Source organism: Alicyclobacillus hesperidum (genome assembly GCF_900107035.1).
Classification (GTDB): domain Bacteria; phylum Bacillota; class Bacilli; order Alicyclobacillales; family Alicyclobacillaceae; genus Alicyclobacillus; species Alicyclobacillus hesperidum.
Window position 1 is genome coordinate 1 of sequence record NZ_FNOJ01000003.1, and the last position, 13,641, is coordinate 13,641.

The following is a 13,641-nucleotide window of genomic DNA, read 5'->3' on the forward strand; positions in this document are numbered from 1 at the left end:
GTGCTGACTTGTTGATCCTGGACGAATGGGGCTACGTACCGGTGGATCGTGAGGGATCGCAGTTGCTGTTCCGCGTGGTTGCGGACAGTTACGAAAGCCGTAGCCTAGTGATTACAACGAACCTCGAATTTTCAAAGTGGGGTTCCGTATTCACAGATGACCAGATGGCCGCAGCCATGATTGACCGCCTGGCGCACCATGGACACCTACTGGTGTTCGAGGGAAAAAGCTATCGCATGAAGCATGCGTTGATGAAACAGCGTTAAAAATCCCCGTCGCATGGATGGGGAAAAACACACGATTTTTTCGGGGATTTTTGCTTGACAAAATACACTGATAACGTTGACATTTACCGTGCTTATTACCATCCACGTCTTGAAACGTATTCCTTTACATAGGTAGATGTAGATATTTCAATCCATCTAACTTATATACACTTTATACAGATTCGTGCTCAACCTCAAAGGCGGTTTGTGCTGTGTAAGCAGAAAACGCCGGTACCGATAATGCTAGGATGACGGTCGCAACCAGTGAGGAAAGCCCGCTGACAAAAACGGATACACCAGGAGGCAGGATAGCTCCGATGAAGCCCGCTCGGACATTGCCTAGCCTTGGCGCCCCCGTCCCCACGACATAGTCCATACCGCTGACACGACCCCGATATGAATCCGGCGTGCTTACTTGGACAAGCGTCGAACGCAACACAACAAGTATGGTGTCTGCGGCGCCAGCGATGGCAAGCAAAAGCAGCGTTAACCATAAACTCTTAACGAGTCCAACCCCCATCACGCTCATACTCCAAAACGCACAGGCAAATAAAATGCCACGACCCTCGCGCGAGAGATGACGAAGCGGGCCGGATACGATGAGAGACATGAGCCCGCCAATGCCTGTCGCAGCCATGAGAAATCCCAGGGTATCTGGCCGCCCCTCGAAGCGGGCCGCATTGAGCGCTGGCAACAGGGGTGTGATAGCCCCAAGCACGGTCACATTGAGGTCAGCCAAAAAGGCCCCCAACAAAACGGGTTGCGTGACAACGAAGCGCAGGCCTTCACCAATAGACCGCAAGCTGCTGGGGATGGCTCCCCCTTCCGGAGGCATCGCAGGTAAACGAGCGACCCCATAAAGCGCCGCAGCAAAGCTGATTGTGTCGATGGCATAACATACTTGAAATCCCCATAGCGAAGCCAAAATGCCGGCCAAAGACGGCCCGGCCACTTCGGCAAAACGAGTGAACGCGGTGTTTAATGCGGCACCGGCCTGTATCCGGTGTTTAGGTAAAATACGGGGCAAAAATGTCCGGCGTGCCGGTGCGTTGATTGCCCCGAATAGCGACTGCGCAATCAATAGAATGTAGAGAATCCACTGCAACTTCACTCCGATAAACGCTTGCGCCGCAAAGAGTGCGGATACTGCCGTTTGCCCGCTCGTCGCGGCGAGAACAAGTTTCCGTCGATCCATCGAATCACCGATGCTACCGCCGAGCAAACCGAAAGCCATTGTAGGAATTCCGCTGCACAATCCCGCCAAACCAATGGCTAGCGAACTATGTGTGAGGTTGTACAGTTGAAGCGTTACCGCAAAGGTGGTCATATAACCGCCGAAGGTGGATATACCCGTCCCCAACCAGAGTCGACGAAACGCTGGGGACTCGCGCAACGGACTCGTATCCATAAACCAATTCCATCGCAACAACAGACGTACCCCCTTCCGCCCTATTTGGAGTGCACACGGCTACCGTGATAAGTTCTAACTGTACCATTATGGCACGCTCACAAACAAATTCTGTGCATTTCAATACATCCCTTCCTGCGCTGAATTCGTAATATTCATTCCCAACTCATCCGTTGAGCAAGGCGGGAAGACCACCCGACCTTTATCGCGATCGCGCACATGGACAGCCTTACCTAGACAAAAAGGCCGACCTAACGAAGTAGCACGATGTCCTCAGCCTCTGAACCCAGTCTAGCCATCCTGACAAATCGGTTCAGTGCCAAATCAAATCCATATGCAATACCCATGCGTTTTCGACAATTATCCAAATAAACCCGCCCTGAAGTGTATAAGAGTTGAGGCGCAACGAGCTATAATATTTAAGCTGGAGCTGGCATTTGGTGAGGGGGAATCCGCGTTGCCGCCTATACCGCATTGGCTTGTTTACGCATCTGCTGTCGTCTTGCCGCTGGGCGCCTTTCTGCTGACTCCGCCCAGCTTGTTGATGAATAAGTTGATTTCAAAATTCGAGATACATCCTAAGCTTGAAAATCCGCAGATTTCATCTGTTAACGTATACGGCACGGAACTGCGCGGTCGGGATCGAGATCGGTTCATTGTGGCGTTTAATAACGCAGATTTTCTGTTCGAGTATGGCACAATCCCTGCCTTGAACAAAAACCCAATTTTTATTCGTGTAAAGCAAGGTAAACGCATGTATGAGTTTACTGCTTACCTGTATGGTGACGGGATGATTCAACTGGTTCGGCACAAAGGAAAGAGACAGATAACCTATCGGGTGTCCTCAGAAATTCTGGAACTCGTCCTGCAATCGTGTATTCGCGATGCTTGGTGGGTCACTTGAATATCCCGCGAGCCAAGATTTGCATGGCTAGCAGGTACTTACTGCGCTGCGTGTATACGGCTCGCCTCTCATCCCCACCGTCCCCCTACTGCCTACAGTGGTTCTAAACTTCACGCAACCGCTTATGCATGATCTTGAACATCCTCATACAATCGCTAGGCCATTGCTTTAACGTTTTAGCTATCTGTGCCGGCGCGGAGGTGGTGTAAGGCATCTGTCTACGTCTGCGTGAACGTGCTGTTCATATCTTCACCTCTTTACAAACCATGAGAACCAGGGGGATGGGTTTGCCCATGCAAATTCGAAGGTGGCTCAGTGCAATTGGATGCGTGTCCCTTGTGTGCAGTCCTGGATTGACCGTGGTCAGCGCCGATACACCCGCTGTGCCAACATCTAACGCCAATCATACAATCTTCGGCCCTAACGTGTATGTGTTCGATCCTTCTATGCCGAGTTCCAGTATTCAGCAAGTTGCAGATACAATCTTCAGTCAGCAGGAGACCAATGAATTCGGTAGCCAGGGATACGCATTGCTCTTTAAGCCGGGTAATTATCAAGTCGACGTTAAAGAAGGATTTTACACACAGGTTGCCGGACTAGGCCAGAATCCTGGAGACGTCACCATTGACGGCAACATCAACGCCAACGCACAGTACAATGATGGCAACGCCACAGACAACTTCTGGCGCTCAGTCGAAAACCTCACGGTCGATCCAACCGCTGGCGTCACCGATAACGGCGTCAAGTGGGATCCGCAAGGAATGCAATGGGCCGTCTCACAAGAAGCCCCAATTCGCCGAGTGCATGTCGAAGGAAACCTAGATTTATTCGATTTCACATCGTCATGGGGAGCTGGCTATGCAAGCGGAGGTTTTATGGCTGACTCCATGGTCGATGGCAAAGTCGTTCCTGCGTCTCAGCAGCAGTGGTTGTCGCGCAACAATCAGTACGGCAACTGGAGTAACGGCGTATGGAATATGGTTTTCGTTGGTGACACGAATCCACCGAGCGGAACATGGCCTGCAGAGCCATATACGGTTGTTCAGCAGACGCCCGTGATCGCTGAAAAGCCGTACCTGTACATGGACAATCAAGGGAAGTTTAACGTCTTTGTACCCGCCTTGCAGACAAATCGCCAAGGTGTGAGTTGGGAGAATGGTGCGACGCCGGGGCGTTCGATTCCTATCGATCAATTCTTCATTGCATTCCCAAGTACACCGGTCGCTCTGATTAACCGTGCACTCGATCAAGGTAAAAACCTCATTTTCACACCAGGTACCTATCAAATTACGAATACCATCCGGATCACCCATCCAGACACGATTGTGATGGGCCTTGGCTTTCCGACTCTGGTTGCAGCTAACGGACAACAGGCCATGTCCGTCGCCGACGTTGGAGGCGTCCGCATTGCTGGCCTCATCATCGATGCTGACGCAATACGCACCCCGGCCCTGATGACCATTGGGTCAGATCATGGTCAGGCAGCATTTCAATCGCCGCACTTTGACTACGCAAGTGATCCCACCATACTATACGACCTGACCTTCCGTGTCGGTGGAGCGCGCCCCGGGACGACCGATGCTTCCCTAGTCATCAACAGTAATCATGTTATCGGCGACGACATTTGGCTATGGCGGGCCGATCACGGCACAGGAGTTGGCTGGAATCAAAATGTGGATGCCAACGGATTGGTTGTCAATGGCGATGACGTGACCATGTATGGCTTGTTTAATGAACATCACGAACAATATCAAACCGTATGGAACGGAAACGGCGGACGTGTCTACTTCTACCAATCCGAGGATCCCTACGATGTGCCGAATCAGGCCGCGTGGATGAGCCACAATGGAACCGTAAACGGTTACGCCTCGTACAAAGTCGCGGCCAATGTCACGTCAAACCAGGTCTTCGGGATCGGCGTCTATTCCTACTTCCGAGATGCTGCCGTCGTGCAAAACAGCGCGATCGAAGTGCCAAACGCGCCTGGTATTCGCATTACGCATGCAACGACGGTGTGGTTAAATGGTCAGCCTGGTAGCGAGATTGCACACATCGTGAACGACATCGGCAATCCTGTGTACGCGAACTCACCAAGCGACGCCATGCGCCAGACCCTTGATGCGTTTCAAGGAAGTGGAAGTCTAAGCGACGTCTCGTCTTAACCCCCATGGTCATGTACATGGATGCCAAGGAATACTTTTGCCTACTTCGATCAAAATTCAATACTTAGGTGTTATGTTCATGTCGAGCCACGAAGCTCCTAATTACGGTATCGAGGTGGTAACAGACATGGCGTATCACTTCACACGCAAAACCATTCTAGGCACCCTAGCAACCGCAGTCACGCTTGGACTTGGTTCGACGGCTGTATTCGCATCTGTGTCACACTCATCTCACCACGCTGTGTTCGCATCGACCCAGGCTGGTTCCCAAAGTGCGTCCAGCAACCGACAAGCCGAAAAGCGTCGGGATCCATTGGAACTGCGTCAACTCTTGCTTGCAACAGCCGCTAAAGATCTCAATATAAGCACTGAGACACTGCAAAATGACTTGCAATCAGGCAAGTCACTGGCTGACATCGCGTCGGCGCAAGGTGTTTCAGCATCTACGTTGACAGCGGACTTGAATGCAAGCGTGCAAACACAGCTAAAGACCGAGGTTGCCGATGGGAAACTTTCGAGTGCACAGGAGACGAAGCTTACATCTCATCTCGATGCATGGATAAGCGATTGGGTCAATGGCAAGTTGCCAAACCATCCCGTCAGATTCCACCGCGAAGGATGGGGTGCCAAGTTTGCCCTTGAAGGAAGCCTCATTTCGACTGCGGCTCAAGACCTGAATCTGAGTACGTCGGTGCTGGAGAGCGACCTAAAAGCGGGCAAGACACTGGCCGATGTCGCGTCGGCACAGGATGTCACAGTATCTACGCTGGTTTCCGATTTGGAAACGACGATTCAGTCCGACTTGAATGCGGCTGTCTCCCAGGGAAAGTTGACAGCGTCGCAAGAGACCAATATCCAATCGCACCTTGATTCGTGGATTACCAATTGGGTGAATGGGACCTTCCCGCAAGGCGCTCATATTCAAGGAGCTCAACCGACGACATCATCTTCCGACACCACTTCGACCAATGCCCAGGCATAAGTGCCTAATGAACCCCGCCGCCCTGCAGCGGGGTTCATCTTTTTCTACTCTCTGCGCCACGTAAAAACGCCCACCGACACGGGTGGGCAGTGAGTTTTGGTCGCGAGAAAAAGCAGCGTGCAGATTACACAAAGATACTCAAGTTAAGCATGGATAAAACCGTTTGATCTGGATGAACGGTTCGTTCCATTAGTTTTAGCGATCCATCCACACGGCGAATCACGTCGATTCGCTCCCCGAATAGCTGCTCGACATCAGCCTTGTCACGAATACTGCGAAGGATTAACACATAACTTTGCACGGTCGCCTCATCCGGGCCATTCTCCCCAGTCACGAGGATATTGGTGACCACGTGACGCGTGCGGGTATGGGGATTCTCTGCCCATGCGGAGGTTGTACGAAGTCGTTCCACCCGAGTGCGGAGACTTTGCTTTGTCTCGTCAAAAAACGTCATATCATTCACAATGTCACAAGGGTCTTTGAAGTCCCGCGTTGCACGCAATGGCATCCGATAGCGGATATTGTCATCCAGCAGATCCAGCCACTCCTCATACTTGCGTGCATCGAGTAGTGAAGCCTCGGTATACAAGAATCTACAAATGTCATCATAGTGCATATGCTCCACCTCTTTGACGTGCAGATATCGAGCTCAAATCGCGTCATCGAGTAAACATTCGATCCAGCGCTCGTAAAAGGCCCGCGAAATGGCGTCTAAATAACACGTTGGATACGCCACGCCCGGCCCCGGCCATGATGGATCCGGTTCAACTCTGTCTAAACCCATTAAATAGTTGAGGACATTGTTGTAATGAACGTCTTTGTCCTGCGTCATCCAGCCCTGGCTAGCCTCGGCGACGCGCGTCCAGATTTCCGCATCATCCTGCTCCAATGTGCCTGCTGGGCCAAAGGAACCAACGTAGCTGAGGTAGGATGCTTCTTTGAACGCTTCGGGGGCATCCTTATCTACCATCAACCACGATGTCACTTCAATCGAAGTCGGCGTGAGCGGCCTCCACACCCGAAAATTGACAAACGATGTCAACGGCTCATCCGGCCCTCCTGTCCCATGCATCGGACTGACGAATGACAGGTTTGGAAAACAGTTACCGACCGTAATCATCGTATTGCGAAAGACGTCTAGTTGCACCGGATCGAGGTTTCGTTCAAACATTGGCCACATGGCTTGTGGAAGTCCCTGAAACGGAGGCACATTCATGTCTTTGCGGCGCGTAACGATGTTGATACCGTGCCCGTTATCCAAGACGATTTGATATCCGTAGCTTGCATACATCGGGTCTTTTGGGCTGATCCCCAATTCAACGGTGGAGCGATGCGTCATCGCCGTATGATACGGATCTCCTCCAAAGTTATCAGCACTAATTTTCCAGTTGGTGTGGATAATCCATCTCTGAGGAATGCCGCGTACCTCCATGCCGTGATCGCTACGACCCAGCATCAAATCAAAATACCACTTCATGTCCCCTAGAAATGTTTCGAGAGGCTCTACATGCTCGTTCAGCGATCCAAATATCATACCTTGATAACTTTCAACCCGTGGGATCTTGCGCAATGACCATTGACTGCGATCCATCTCCTTGCCATAAACTTTATTTCCTGCGACAATGCCGGTCAGCTCTCCCGCAAGATTGAACGTCCAGCCGTGGTACGGACAGGTGAAGGCTTTTTTGTTGCCAAAGTCGGCTGTACACAGTTTCGTCCCACGATGTGTGCAGGAATTGAGATAAGCTTGCACTTTGCCTTCTGCATCACGAACCAACAAGACGGGATCACGCGCAATCCAGCGAGTGACATAGTCCCCCGGACGTGCGACCTCAGATTCGTGCCCGAGGAAATTCCACGTCTTTGCGAAAATGCGCTCGAGTTCTGCTTGAAACACATCCGGATCGGTAAACGCCCATTGTGGCAACAAACCGCGCTGCACTTTCGCACGCACGTTTTCGAGAAGCGATCGGTCAAGTTTGCCATACTTCATATCCTTCACCGCCTATTGTAAGCGTTATTAAATGGAAGGCGTCGATACATTGGCTTGGTTTTCCCCGCGACGCGTCTGACCAACCTTGCGTGGCGCTGTTTCACGAACGCCAAAGCCAATCAAGAAAACAAGGAACGATCCCGCTGCTGCAATGAACATCGGCATTGTCAATCCGAAGTGATCGGCTGCGACCCCCGCAAGTGTAGGCACGACAGTACCACCAAAAATTTCGCCAATCATCATCATCAATCCGATGGTCGATGCCGCAAACACGGCCGGCACAGACTCACTAGGAATGATGGACATCACGACAGGAGAAAAGCCTTGACCGATGGCAAGCACAAACAGAAGGACAATCAGCACGCCGATTCCCGTGTGCACCTCCGCAAGCACGAGTGGCGCCAATGTCGCTAAAAGGCCAGAGGCGATCAATGCCGGTTTGCGGCCGATGCGATCGGAGATGAAGGGGACGACGAATCCCCAAATCCACGATCCGAATCCGAATGCACTCATGGCCCAGCTCATTTGTGTCGTGCTGATGTGGTCAACCTCGGTCATAAGTACAGGGGCAAAGGTCGCAAATGTAATCAACCATGTGATAAAACCAATAGAACAAATCAGGCACAACCACGTATTCCGATTGCGGAAGATCACCTTGTAGTCGGACCAGCGCAAACGATGCACTTCTGCCTGTGTATCTTCATACCGAATTTGCGGTTCGCGCATGTATTTCGCCACTATCAGCGTGAGAATAAGTGCCGGGATCGCCAATAGATAAAAGGCGACACGCCAATTGAACGCGTTGGCCAATCCGACGACGACGAGCGGCGCGATCGCGCTGCCAAGCAAACCACTGGCGCTTTGCACAAAGCCGATGTTAAAGCCCTGTCGACTAGGCGTCGAGACGGATTTGACCGCTGTTGCGCCGATGGGAAACACAGGCCCCTCGGAGAGCCCCATCAGAGCGCGGACGAAAAACATCGCCAAAAACGACCCGACGACGCCCGATAGCACAGATGTCAGGGCAAAAATGACCATGAAGATGACGAGAATAGGTTTGCGATGGCCGATGAGATCGGAATAGCTGGAGAAAAACCACGCAGACACGCCCCAGCAAACGGACAGCGCAGAAGCGAACATACCAATCTGCGCGTTATTCAAGTGCAGCGCGGGGATAATGAAAGGCTCAAGAAACGTAATGCTCTGGCGATCCATAAAGACAAGACCGAAGGCAAAAAACATCATCACAATAATGCCATTCTGATACGTCCAGAACGATGATTTGGACTTCATGGTCCATCCCCCTTCGCGTACTCCCGTAAAAACGGGATGAGTGCCTGGTGAAAGGCATCAGGCTGTTCCTTTACACAGTCGTGGCCGCAGGGTAGGACGACCATATGTGCGGCAGGTAATGCCTGATACATTTCCTTGCCAAATTCGATGCTATTGACCAAATCAAACTCCCCCCAGACGATGAGCGTCGGTGCCTTGATGAATCGCAATCTTCGGCGGAGATTATATCGGGCTCGGTGTATCGGATGCGTCATGTGCCGCATGATGAGCGTGTATACAGCCACTGCATCGGGCCGTTCGACACGCGCGAGCCATCTTTCTACGGCCTCTTTGATTTCGCTCTCATGCATCTGCCCAATCCCCCGGGCATACTGCACAAGCTCTTCACGAGTAGGCACCTGCACGTGCTTCATCATGTGCGGCGTGGAAGTGGACATGCCACCACTCGCCACCAGTGTAAGCGTGCGAACTCGCTCGGGGCTTTCATACGCGAGCAGGGCCGCGACCCAACCGCCCATCGAGTGACCCACGATGTGAGCAGATGTAATTCCCAGCGCATCCTGCAGTTCTCGTACGAAATCGACAAGGTATGCGAACGAATATTCGACAAACAGCCTCTCCCCATCGCCCCACCCCATCAGATCGGGCGCGTACACGTGAAACTGTGCGGACAGTGCCTGAATCGTGGAAATCCAATAATCCCCCCCTTCCCAAAATCGAACACCGTGCAATAGCACCACCGGGTCCCCCGTGCCCGCCTCCCAAACGACTGTCTTGCCGTGACTCAGCTCAACAGTCCTGCGCTCAATGGTACGGATGTCATTCATGTAACCATGTCACCTCTTATCTCCAGATGGCAAACGTCATACCCACACCCGTACCGGCTGGTGACCGATAGCCAGACACATATTCGAGATACTCAAGCTGCAAGTGTTCGACGGCTCCTGCAGCAGCGATCCAATTCAGAATTTCTCCCGAAGCTCCCTCCAGACGATCCCTGGGAAGCGCTTTCAAAATGCTTGCATCTTTACTTTGGAGTCCCCGGATGACCAGTTCATCTAAAGATTCATCCAACTTGAAATGGCTCAAGCCTCCCGATCCGATCACAGCCACGCGCAGATCGGCATCCCATGATTCGATTGCCCTCCGCAGCGCCTGACCGAACTCATAACAACGCGCCGGAGTCGGTTGATTCGGTTGAAAGAAGCAGTTAATAAAGACCGGTACCATTGGGATGTCTTGTGGCACCAACCTCCGTTTCACAAACGTGTACGCGTGTCCCAAAGACCGATCCCGCAGTTGCGTTCTGCTTTGTGCAACGTCAAACCTCTCTTCTGTCATGCAGAGCAGGATGTGCTTGCCCAAGTTGCTTTCGGTCCGGTAGCGCACAGGCTCATCCGTCGTGTGCCAGGCCCAGATCACAGGGCGAAGAGAAGGATGTAAGTCTTCCAAGCGGTGCGGTAAGTCGACGATTTCGTCTCCCCAGTACACGGCGAACGCGGGCTTCACCTCGTCCCAAAACAGTTCCTCTTGGTCGTCTCCGATGACGACAATGACATCAGGGCTCACTTGTGCAATCACCGATTGTAAGTGGTCGATTGCCATTTGGCACTGCTCGTACTTGCGTTGCCAAACCTCCGGCCGGAGTTGTGGTGCCAGGACGTTCGCGTACTGGAACTCGCGCTGTTCATACTGTGTGTCCGGATTTTCGCGATCCCGCTGGGCATGCAAGGGCCACACCTCGGACGGACTACTTACTTGCGGGCTGTGAGAAGAACCAACACCTAAGACGATTTTCGCCATCTTTAAACCTCCTGCGCGATGACCGCGATGATTTCTAGTTGAACGCGTGCACCCTGTCGCAACGGCCCGCAAATCGCGTGTCGTGCCGGTCTGGATGCCGGGTCAGGAAACATCTTGATCCACTCCTCATTGACCAGGGCTCGCATGTCGTCATCATCGACGTAGACCGTCATCTTGATGATGTCATCGGGCGTGCCTCCAGCATTGCGCATAAAGGCGGCGACGTTTTGAAATGCCAACTCCACCTGTCGCGATGGGTCGGGCGGAATTTGTTTTGTCGTGGGATCGACACCGGCAATCGCTGAGGAAAAGACGAATGGCCCTAGCCTGGCCCCTTGCGGGATTGGCGTCTGACCGTGCGTAACACCTTCGATTTCAATACTTTTGCGCCGCATATACCAACACTCCCTAACGACGAATCCACCTGTCACATGCTCCCTTGCCCCCAATCTATGCCCGTTTCGATCACGATATGAACCGACAATATTGTCAACAATCATCTAGTAGCGTGAGTAGATTGCCAATTGCACCATTGATCTCATAAGGAATTGGGTTTACCGCCGTGATAACCTTTTACGTACAACTCACAAAAACAGCCGAATCCTGAATTTCAGGTACGGGGGACTGCAATACATGGGGTGAATCGCCGTCCGGCATCGCCGGGGCGTAGGGACTGTTCTTCCACCGAACCCGTCAACTAACCTCGGAGGCTTTAGGAGGAATTTGATGTTCAAGAAGGCAATCTCCACCGTCGCTGCAACCATAACCACGCTTGCACTGGGATCGACGATAGCTATGGCAAGTGTCAACCTGCCGCCAGGAGTTTCGATCGATCACAACATTCGTCCGTTGGCCAGCGAAAGCGCCTCGTATCAGGCAAAAACCAACGCTGTTCTCAGAGTGGCAGAAAGCAAACTTGGTACCCCGTACATTTGGGGGCATAACGAAGACCGAGGGCAGTACGGGTTTGATTGTTCCAACTTTGTCGAGTACGTTTACCATCACGCGCTTGGCTATAAGTTCACCACGTCGTCCCGCATGCAGTATTACGAAGTGGGAATCAGGGAACCCAAGTCAAACTTGCAACCAGGCGATCTGCTCATTTTCGAGTATGGTAAGCACGTTGGCATTTACGCCGGCAATGGCGAGATGATTCAGTGCGGCGGAGGGCTCGGAAAGGTTGGCTTCCTGAGCGTCAAACCGGGATCGTATTGGGGCAACCACCTTACAGCTGTAAGGAAAATGTACTAATCTACGAATCCCATAGTTTCCCGCAAAGGGTTGCAGGTATCGACTGCCTGCAGCCCTTTGCCTTTCGGTGCGCGAATGTACTTTTGCGATGTATGTTTCGCCGCTTGCGATACATATTACAGACATGAACAGTTACCACTTATCTGGCTTTTGCATTGCGGCGGTTGTGAGTACATCCCTATGGTGGGGCGAAGCGCCAGCTACCGCAGGTGACTGCGTACGACCGCACCATGTGTACCAACGGACAGACATGTCCACACAGCCAAGTGCCATCACCGTGTTTGGCCGTGATTATGACATCCGCAAATATCGCAAGGAAAGCGATCTTTTTACGATCACGGCATACAACTTGGATCGCATTTCGACGGGTAAAGATCCCGGGGATCCTGGCTTTGGCATCACCGCAACCGGCACTTTTGCGAAAACGGGCCGAACGGTTGCCGTCGATCCCACTGTGATTCCGTATGGGAGCCTACTTTACATCGAGGGGGTGGGCTGGCGCATCGCCGAGGATACCGGCGGCGCCATTCGCGGACGTCACATCGACGTGCTGATGCCATCCAGGAGAAATGCCTTGCAGTTTGGAGTGAAGCAGTGCAAGGTCACGGTTTATATCCCGGACAATCTCACAGACGTGTGATTCACACTGTGAGCTGTATCACTTGATGTATGCACGGATCGCGTCGATAAAGGGGGAAAATTGGTTTGCGTAACGCACGACCGCTTGGCGAATCTCGGTCGGTGTGACCTGTGCGTGATCGCGAAGCAACTTCGTGCGTAGGTCGAAGATGCCCGTGAACGAATCGAACCATTGTGCGTCGACAACCTGTTCTTCGACCAAGACCTTCACAATGTCGGCGTAGCCGCCGGGGTCGCGCATGACCAAAGCATCGATGATAAGCGACGAGATATCTGTCACGTACTCGACGCTTGTATGCAATGCGCGCTCGGCGGCAAGGCGCCAAGTCAAATCGTGCTCCCAAGCGTCACTTTGCTGGGATAGCGTCTGCAACCACGCTACTCGTTCGGAAAGCCCCGCTAACCACGTCTCAATTTGTTCCTTGTGAGCATCAGTGAGGAACATTCGCCCTCCTCCTTTCTAACCATCTCTGACGAGCAATGGGAAATAAATTCGAAAACATGTCGTCCTTCATCACTGGACTCACAGTCTCGCACGTTTTCACATCTGCGGGATTGATGGCTGGTCGTGGTATCCACACGTCCACAATTTCAGAACCCTGAGGTCTTGCAGCTACGTCGTAAACATCGGCTGTATACACCCATTTGAAGCCTTCTGTGCCTGTTGGCAACACAATGGTATATTCGGCCAGCCATGCGAGGTGTTCCAATTTGAGTCCAGCCTCTTCCCAAGCCTCGCGGTGGGCCGCCTGCTCCGGCGTCTCGCCCGGCTCCACTTTGCCGCCGGGTAACTCCCAACCGCGTAGGGGATGGCGAACCCAGACGAGACTGTCAAAGGCAAATGCGAAAACGATGACCGAATGCGGGGTGTGAGCTGCCCTACGCTCGATATCCGTATGCAGATGGCGAGCAGGTTGCCAAGCACTCGAATGCACCGCGG

15 protein-coding genes and 1 riboswitch are annotated in these 13,641 nt (G+C 52.5%); of the genes, 6 read left to right on the plus strand and 9 right to left on the minus strand.

From position 1 onward, the window contains the following. Positions 1-266: ATP-binding protein (locus BLU70_RS02445; protein WP_176780823.1), on the plus strand; the 266-nt coding region annotated here is incomplete at its 5' end. 172 nt (positions 267-438) lie between these two features. Here the strand turns inward: BLU70_RS02445 and BLU70_RS02450 are convergent. Then, complete coding sequence (locus BLU70_RS02450) at positions 439-1,695, minus strand: MFS transporter (protein ID WP_143027468.1); 1,257 nt, start codon at positions 1,693-1,695, stop codon at positions 439-441. Between the two features lie 436 nt (positions 1,696-2,131). Here BLU70_RS02450 and BLU70_RS02455 point away from each other — a divergent pair, with 436 nt between their 5' ends. The 3 genes from BLU70_RS02455 (at position 2,132) to BLU70_RS02465 (ending at position 5,722) form a co-directional block, all read left to right on the plus strand. Further along, a complete protein-coding gene (locus BLU70_RS02455) occupies positions 2,132-2,578 on the plus strand; it encodes a YfmQ family protein (protein ID WP_040289751.1) in 447 nt (148 codons plus the stop codon). A gap of 293 nt (positions 2,579-2,871) precedes the next feature. Next, positions 2,872-4,740, plus strand: coding sequence for a transglutaminase domain-containing protein (locus tag BLU70_RS02460; protein WP_244885086.1), 1,869 nt, complete (start codon positions 2,872-2,874; stop codon positions 4,738-4,740). 79 nt (positions 4,741-4,819) lie between these two features. Continuing rightward, positions 4,820-5,722 (plus strand): hypothetical protein, encoded by a 903-nt coding sequence (locus tag BLU70_RS02465; RefSeq protein WP_143027469.1) that lies wholly within the window; start codon positions 4,820-4,822, stop codon positions 5,720-5,722. A gap of 124 nt (positions 5,723-5,846) precedes the next feature. On the opposite strand, the gene BLU70_RS02470 is transcribed toward BLU70_RS02465, so the two are convergent. The 6 genes from BLU70_RS02470 to BLU70_RS02495 are packed head-to-tail and all read right to left on the minus strand — an operon-like array spanning position 5,847 to position 11,206. Continuing rightward, entirely contained in the window at positions 5,847-6,338 is a 492-nt protein-coding gene (locus tag BLU70_RS02470) for an aromatic-ring-hydroxylating dioxygenase subunit beta (RefSeq protein ID WP_074691670.1), read from the minus strand. Positions 6,339-6,371: 33 nt separating this feature from the next. After that, positions 6,372-7,715 (minus strand): aromatic ring-hydroxylating oxygenase subunit alpha, encoded by a 1,344-nt coding sequence (locus BLU70_RS02475; RefSeq protein ID WP_074691673.1) that lies wholly within the window; start codon positions 7,713-7,715, stop codon positions 6,372-6,374. Between the two features lie 27 nt (positions 7,716-7,742). Further along, complete coding sequence (locus BLU70_RS02480; protein WP_074691676.1) at positions 7,743-9,008, minus strand: MFS transporter; 1,266 nt, start codon at positions 9,006-9,008, stop codon at positions 7,743-7,745. Further along, positions 9,005-9,835, minus strand: coding sequence for an alpha/beta fold hydrolase (locus tag BLU70_RS02485; RefSeq protein ID WP_074691679.1), 831 nt, complete (start codon positions 9,833-9,835; stop codon positions 9,005-9,007). Before BLU70_RS02485 ends, BLU70_RS02480 begins: the two co-directional genes overlap by 4 nt. A 16-nt stretch (positions 9,836-9,851) precedes the next feature. Then, on the minus strand, positions 9,852-10,811 hold the full coding sequence (locus BLU70_RS02490; protein ID WP_074691681.1) for a DODA-type extradiol aromatic ring-opening family dioxygenase: 960 nt from the start codon (positions 10,809-10,811) through the stop codon (positions 9,852-9,854). 2 nt (positions 10,812-10,813) lie between these two features. Further along, positions 10,814-11,206: a RidA family protein gene (locus tag BLU70_RS02495; protein ID WP_074691684.1), complete on the minus strand. Its 393-nt coding sequence runs from the start codon at positions 11,204-11,206 to the stop codon at positions 10,814-10,816. Positions 11,207-11,395: 189 nt separating this feature from the next. Then, a riboswitch (cyclic di-AMP (ydaO/yuaA leader) is annotated at positions 11,396-11,538 on the plus strand. Between BLU70_RS02495 and BLU70_RS02500 the strand changes: the two genes are divergently transcribed. Beyond that, on the plus strand, positions 11,538-12,062 hold the full coding sequence (locus BLU70_RS02500; protein ID WP_040289761.1) for a C40 family peptidase: 525 nt from the start codon (positions 11,538-11,540) through the stop codon (positions 12,060-12,062). Its footprint overlaps the riboswitch before it by 1 nt. Before the next feature lie 88 nt (positions 12,063-12,150). After that, positions 12,151-12,702, plus strand: coding sequence for a 3D domain-containing protein (locus tag BLU70_RS02505; RefSeq protein WP_237716470.1), 552 nt, complete (start codon positions 12,151-12,153; stop codon positions 12,700-12,702). Positions 12,703-12,720: 18 nt separating this feature from the next. Here BLU70_RS02505 and BLU70_RS02510 read toward each other — a convergent pair whose 3' ends face one another. Further along, positions 12,721-13,146: a DUF86 domain-containing protein gene (locus tag BLU70_RS02510; RefSeq protein ID WP_074691687.1), complete on the minus strand. Its 426-nt coding sequence runs from the start codon at positions 13,144-13,146 to the stop codon at positions 12,721-12,723. Further along, the gene (locus BLU70_RS02515) at positions 13,133-13,636 is read right to left on the minus strand and encodes an NUDIX domain-containing protein (protein WP_244885087.1); all 504 of its coding nucleotides are present in this window, start codon (positions 13,634-13,636) and stop codon (positions 13,133-13,135) included. The genes BLU70_RS02510 and BLU70_RS02515 overlap by 14 nt, the downstream gene beginning before the upstream one ends. Positions 13,637-13,641: the final 5 nt, after the last annotated feature.

Excerpts from the sequence above, each read along its gene's own strand:
- BLU70_RS02510 (WP_074691687.1), bottom strand. The coding sequence starts at position 13,146 with ATGTTCCTCACTGATGCTCACAAGGAACAAATTGAGACGTGGTTAGCG.
- BLU70_RS02460 (WP_244885086.1), top strand. The coding sequence starts at position 2,872 with ATGCAAATTCGAAGGTGGCTCAGTGCAATTGGATGCGTGTCCCTTGTG.
- BLU70_RS02485 (WP_074691679.1), bottom strand. The coding sequence starts at position 9,835 with ATGAATGACATCCGTACCATTGAGCGCAGGACTGTTGAGCTGAGTCAC.
- BLU70_RS02480 (WP_074691676.1), bottom strand. The coding sequence starts at position 9,008 with ATGAAGTCCAAATCATCGTTCTGGACGTATCAGAATGGCATTATTGTG.
- BLU70_RS02505 (WP_237716470.1), top strand. The coding sequence starts at position 12,151 with ATGTATGTTTCGCCGCTTGCGATACATATTACAGACATGAACAGTTAC.
- BLU70_RS02490 (WP_074691681.1), bottom strand. The coding sequence starts at position 10,811 with ATGGCGAAAATCGTCTTAGGTGTTGGTTCTTCTCACAGCCCGCAAGTA.
- BLU70_RS02475 (WP_074691673.1), bottom strand. The coding sequence starts at position 7,715 with ATGAAGTATGGCAAACTTGACCGATCGCTTCTCGAAAACGTGCGTGCG.
- BLU70_RS02500 (WP_040289761.1), top strand. The coding sequence starts at position 11,538 with ATGTTCAAGAAGGCAATCTCCACCGTCGCTGCAACCATAACCACGCTT.
- BLU70_RS02465 (WP_143027469.1), top strand. The coding sequence starts at position 4,820 with ATGTCGAGCCACGAAGCTCCTAATTACGGTATCGAGGTGGTAACAGAC.
- BLU70_RS02470 (WP_074691670.1), bottom strand. The coding sequence starts at position 6,338 with ATGCACTATGATGACATTTGTAGATTCTTGTATACCGAGGCTTCACTA.
- BLU70_RS02495 (WP_074691684.1), bottom strand. The coding sequence starts at position 11,206 with ATGCGGCGCAAAAGTATTGAAATCGAAGGTGTTACGCACGGTCAGACG.